The 4436-nt window shown below is 42.8% G+C and carries 4 protein-coding genes; 3 read left to right on the top strand and 1 reads right to left on the bottom strand.

From position 1 onward, the window contains the following. The first annotated feature begins 252 nt into the window (after window positions 1-252). Both WB217_RS15765 and WB217_RS15770 read left to right on the top strand, forming a co-directional pair. Window positions 253-435: an SE1561 family protein gene (locus WB217_RS15765; protein WP_423994200.1), complete on the top strand. Its 183-nt coding sequence runs from the start codon at window positions 253-255 to the stop codon at window positions 433-435. Between the two features lie 208 nt (window positions 436-643). After that, the gene (locus WB217_RS15770; protein ID WP_423994201.1) at window positions 644-2200 is read left to right on the top strand and encodes a fumarate hydratase; all 1557 of its coding nucleotides are present in this window, start codon (window positions 644-646) and stop codon (window positions 2198-2200) included. A gap of 35 nt (window positions 2201-2235) precedes the next feature. Here the strand turns inward: WB217_RS15770 and WB217_RS15775 are convergent, their stop codons facing one another. Beyond that, window positions 2236-3255 (bottom strand): DUF3231 family protein, encoded by a 1020-nt coding sequence (locus tag WB217_RS15775; RefSeq protein WP_423994203.1) that lies wholly within the window; start codon window positions 3253-3255, stop codon window positions 2236-2238. 119 nt (window positions 3256-3374) lie between these two features. On the opposite strand from WB217_RS15775, the gene pdaA reads away from it, so the two are divergent. Beyond that, on the top strand, window positions 3375-4178 hold the full coding sequence (gene pdaA, locus WB217_RS15780) for a delta-lactam-biosynthetic de-N-acetylase (protein WP_423994204.1): 804 nt from the start codon (window positions 3375-3377) through the stop codon (window positions 4176-4178). Window positions 4179-4436 lie beyond the last annotated feature (258 nt).

Genomic DNA, 4436 nt, shown 5'->3' on the forward strand with positions numbered 1-4436 from the left:
GCAGCGGCCAAGGTGAGACCCCGCAGGAGCAAAGCGACGAGGAAGCTCACCTGACGCCCCGCGGAAAGCAAGTGTCTGGAGCGGAAATCAACATTCTAATTTTACAAAGCTAAAAATAGACCTGAAACATGTTGTTATCCAAACATAAAGGGGATACTAACAACAAATAAATTTAGTCCATTATTTTGATTATTATTGCAGAATAACTGGTTTTTCGGTAGGATGTAAACGATGGTGAAAGGAGAGGTCAGTTTGGGAAATCCAATTAAAGATAACAATACACAAGTTGTGTTTTTGAAGCAGCGTTTAGATATGTTCGCTGATTTGCTTGATGCAATTGATCCGGAAGAAGCAGATTTAGAAGACATCGACCGCATGATCCAGATCGTCGAAGAAATGGATGCAAAATGCCGTGAATTCAAGAATCGTGAGTAGTAAGGAGACCTTTTGATGAGGTCTCTTTTTTTTACGTGAAAAATCAATGTAAAATAGATATTCTGCACATTTTTTCCTTGTAAACGATTCCACTTTTCATCTTTAATTCAAAAGATGATAGGAGTATAATGGTAACGAGAAATTGTTATGAAATTTTCACATAGATAAAAGATTGACGAACAAGGGAACAGAGAGAGGGGTAGACAAAATGAATATTGAAAAGTTTCAGGAAAGCATGTACCAGCTGATTGTTGAAACATCCACTAACCTTCCTAAGGATGTACGCAGGGCAATCAAGGCTGCGGCGGAACGCGAAAATGCAGGAACCCGTTCAGCAATGAGCCTTGCAACCATTACCAACAACATTAAAATGGCTGATGACAAAGTATCGCCAATTTGCCAGGATACTGGACTTCCAACTTTTAAAATTAAGACACCTGTAGGCGCGAACCAGATCGAGATGAAAAAGGCGATCAAAAACGCGATTGCTCTTGCAACAAAAGACGGTAAATTGCGTCCTAACTCTGTTGACTCGCTTACTGGGGATAATAGCGGTGACAATCTTGGCGACGGAACTCCTGTCATTAAGTTCGAACAGTGGGAAAAAGATTATATCGACGCCCGCCTGATTTTAAAGGGCGGCGGTTGTGAAAATAAAAACATACAATACAGTCTTCCGGCAGAGCTTGAAGGACTTGGCCGTGCCGGCCGTGACCTTGACGGCATCCGCAAGTGCATCCTGCACTCCGTTTACCAGGCGCAGGGACAAGGCTGCAGTGCTGGTTTCATAGGCGTAGGCATCGGCGGCGACCGTTCTTCTGGCTATGACCTGGCAAAAGAGCAATTATTCCGTTCGGTTGATGACGTGAACCCAAATGAAGATTTGCGTGATCTTGAAAACTATATCCTGGAAAACGCAAACAAGCTTGGAATCGGCACGATGGGCTTTGGCGGCGAAACAACGCTTCTTGGCTGTAAAATCGGCGTCATGAATCGTATTCCTGCCAGCTTCTTCGTTTCCGTTGCCTATAATTGCTGGGCATACCGCCGTCTAGGTGTGGCGGTTCATCCTGAAACGGGAGAAATCCAGGAATGGATGTACCAGGAAGGTGAAAAAATAGACTTCGCACAGCCAGTTGCTGCACAGGAAATCGCGGCAGCTGTTGAAGCACCAGCAGAGCCAGAAGTAGTCACATTGACTGCTCCAATTACAGAAGAGCAAATCCGCCAGCTTAAGGTTGGGGACGTTGTGGAAATCACTGGCATGATGTATACAGGACGCGACGCAATCCATAAATATCTTTCAGACCATGATGCTCCTGTCGATTTGAATGGGCAGGTCATTTACCACTGTGGACCGGTCATGCTGAAGGATGATGAAGGCAAATGGCATGTGAAGGCTGCAGGTCCAACGACAAGTATTCGTGAGGAGCCTTACCAGGGTGACATCATGAAGAAGTTCGGAATCCGTGCGGTCATCGGAAAAGGCGGGATGGGCGAGAAGACACTTGCAGCACTACAGGAACACGGCGGCGTGTATTTGAATGCGATCGGCGGCGCGGCTCAGTACTATGCTGACTGCATCAAGTCTGTCGAAGGCGTTGACCTGATGAACTTTGGAATCCCTGAAGCAATGTGGCACCTGAAGGTAGAAGGTTTTACAGCAGTCGTTACAATGGATTCACACGGCAACAGCCTGCATCGTGATGTTGAAAAATCATCACTTGAAAAATTGGCCCAGTTTGCAGACAGAGTTTATAAATAAATTGAAAAAGGAGGCTTGCCGATAAGGCGGGCCTCCTATTGTGTTTTTTTCTGTTTAGCAAGCTGATCACGGTCCACATTTCCAGGAGGCCGTTCCATCCAGTCATTTTCAATTTGGAGATTACCGCCGTCCTCAGCGAAATTAGCCGTCTCCATAAAAAATCTTGTGTAAGTCGAAGCCAGATCATGCCGCGGACTGACAGCCATCGAGTCGCCAAAATTACGGACCTTTGCAGAAGATAGATTAGAAATATGGAAAAGCATTAATTTATCGGAATATGGTGCTTCGGTTGAATCGGTAATTTTGAACTGGCTTGGAACTGATACTGGCAAATCTTCTTTATTCAAGATTTGCGATAAAATAGTGTGCTGCTTAATATTAATCTTTTTTCCACGCAAAAAATAATTTCTTACTTCCTTATTTTTCGCTACCTGGCTGAAGCCCATAATCAAAATTGTTTTAATCGCGTTTACCTGGATATTCGAAAATAAATGTGTGATTTCCAGCGCGGAAAGTGGTCTTTTATCTCCAAAAAAGCCATTGAAGTAGCTTTGTTTTTCTACAAAAACTACAGTTTTAGGAGCAGGAATGAATGGTGTCCGCAAATGCAATCCCTTTTTAAGCATGACCTCGGTTACCTTGTTAGATAGTTGAAGCGTTGAGATATTGAGGTCCGTAATGTAATTTCTTAGCTCGATTTTTGAAAATGAAGGAAGTGCTACACTGTAATACAAAGCCCCATATTTCACCATCATATCAAGGTAATTAATATAGAAGCTATCTGAAAACAATCTCGGCGCATCTTCATTTACATCATCAGCAGTCGAGAATCCCTGCGGTAAAGCAACCCCCTCAGTTTCGAAAAATCCCTTAAGGTCAGAGAGGATTTTTTTACTCAAATCATCCGCTGTTGTCATGCAGTCTTTGATTTCTTCATCCTCGATATTCAGCAAAAAATGCTTAAACATGCAGAGTGCCATCGAATTAGCCATGTATATATTCCACAGGTTTCCTATTTCTCCGGAGGTCCAATCAATTTTTTGTTCTTCAGTCATGTTATTCTCCTTAGAATTCATATATGTAAATACTATTTGCTAAAAATAACTATCTATACTGATGAGAATTTTTTTCTCTCCATGACAAACAATAAGAAAAACACCATGGGAGGAACATCATGAAACTGATTTATAAAATTATGTTTGCTGCCAACCTGCTCCTATTGACAGCGTTGCCTGCGGCTGTTCACGCAGAATATTCAAACTCTCCACTGCACTGGGGGTTTAAGAAAGGCCGGAACGGCAGGCAAGCCGATGCCGGCAGAATGTTTGAAGTTATTATAGAAGAGCAAGGCGCGGTGTATAAAGGCGACAAAAATAAAAAAGACATTTATCTCACATTTGATAACGGCTATGAGAATGGCTACACAGAAAAAATTCTCGACGTATTGAAAAAAGAAAAGGTGCCAGCAGCATTTTTCGTAACCGGGCACTATCTAGAAAGTGCCCCTGAGCTAGTGGAGCGAATGGTGTATGAAGGCCATATCGTTGGCAATCATTCATGGCACCATCCTGATATGACACAAATCAGCGATGAAAAGATTAAAAAAGAATTGGAAATGGTTCGTGCTGAAACGGAAAAAATCACCGGCAAAAAGCATATGGCCTACCTACGCCCGCCTCGCGGAATTTTCAGCGAAAGGACAATGGCCGTCGCGAAGGAAGCAGGCTATACCCATGTGTTCTGGTCGCTTGCATTTGTTGACTGGAACACGGATCAGCAGAGGGGCTGGGAATATTCGTATGACAAAATCATGAGCCAGATCCATCCAGGCGCTGTCCTCCTGCTTCACACCGTTTCAAAAGACAACGCCGACGCTATCGGGAAAGTAATTAGAGATCTTAAGGAACAGGGATATACCTTTAAAAGCCTGGACGATTTGATGATTAGCCAGAGCGTGAACGACCCAATGCTGTATTGATTTAAGGCAAGCCTTTTTTAGTCTCGGGGACTGTTGCCGGGACTATTTTTCATATAAAGGAATTGGTAAAAATTAATGATAATTTCCAGTTCGCTGATAAAATGAAAATTTCGCCAGAAAAATTGTGAACTTCGCCAATATAATTAGATTATCGCCAATAAAAGATATTCTATATTTAAATTTTCTCTGAGAAATTGCTCTTCGCACTTGCAACGAAGGTGTTAACTACCGAAATCACCTCAAAATGAATAGCCTGAT

This window comes from Mesobacillus sp. (assembly GCF_049588175.1).
GTDB lineage: Bacteria > Bacillota > Bacilli > Bacillales > Cytobacillaceae > Mesobacillus.

Bases quoted from the DNA above. Each gene is read 5' to 3' on its own strand.
- WB217_RS15770 (WP_423994201.1), top strand. From the start codon at position 644: ATGAATATTGAAAAGTTTCAGGAAAGCATGTACCAGCTGATTGTTGAA.
- WB217_RS15775 (WP_423994203.1), bottom strand. From the start codon at position 3,255: ATGACTGAAGAACAAAAAATTGATTGGACCTCCGGAGAAATAGGAAAC.
- pdaA (WP_423994204.1), top strand. From the start codon at position 3,375: ATGAAACTGATTTATAAAATTATGTTTGCTGCCAACCTGCTCCTATTG.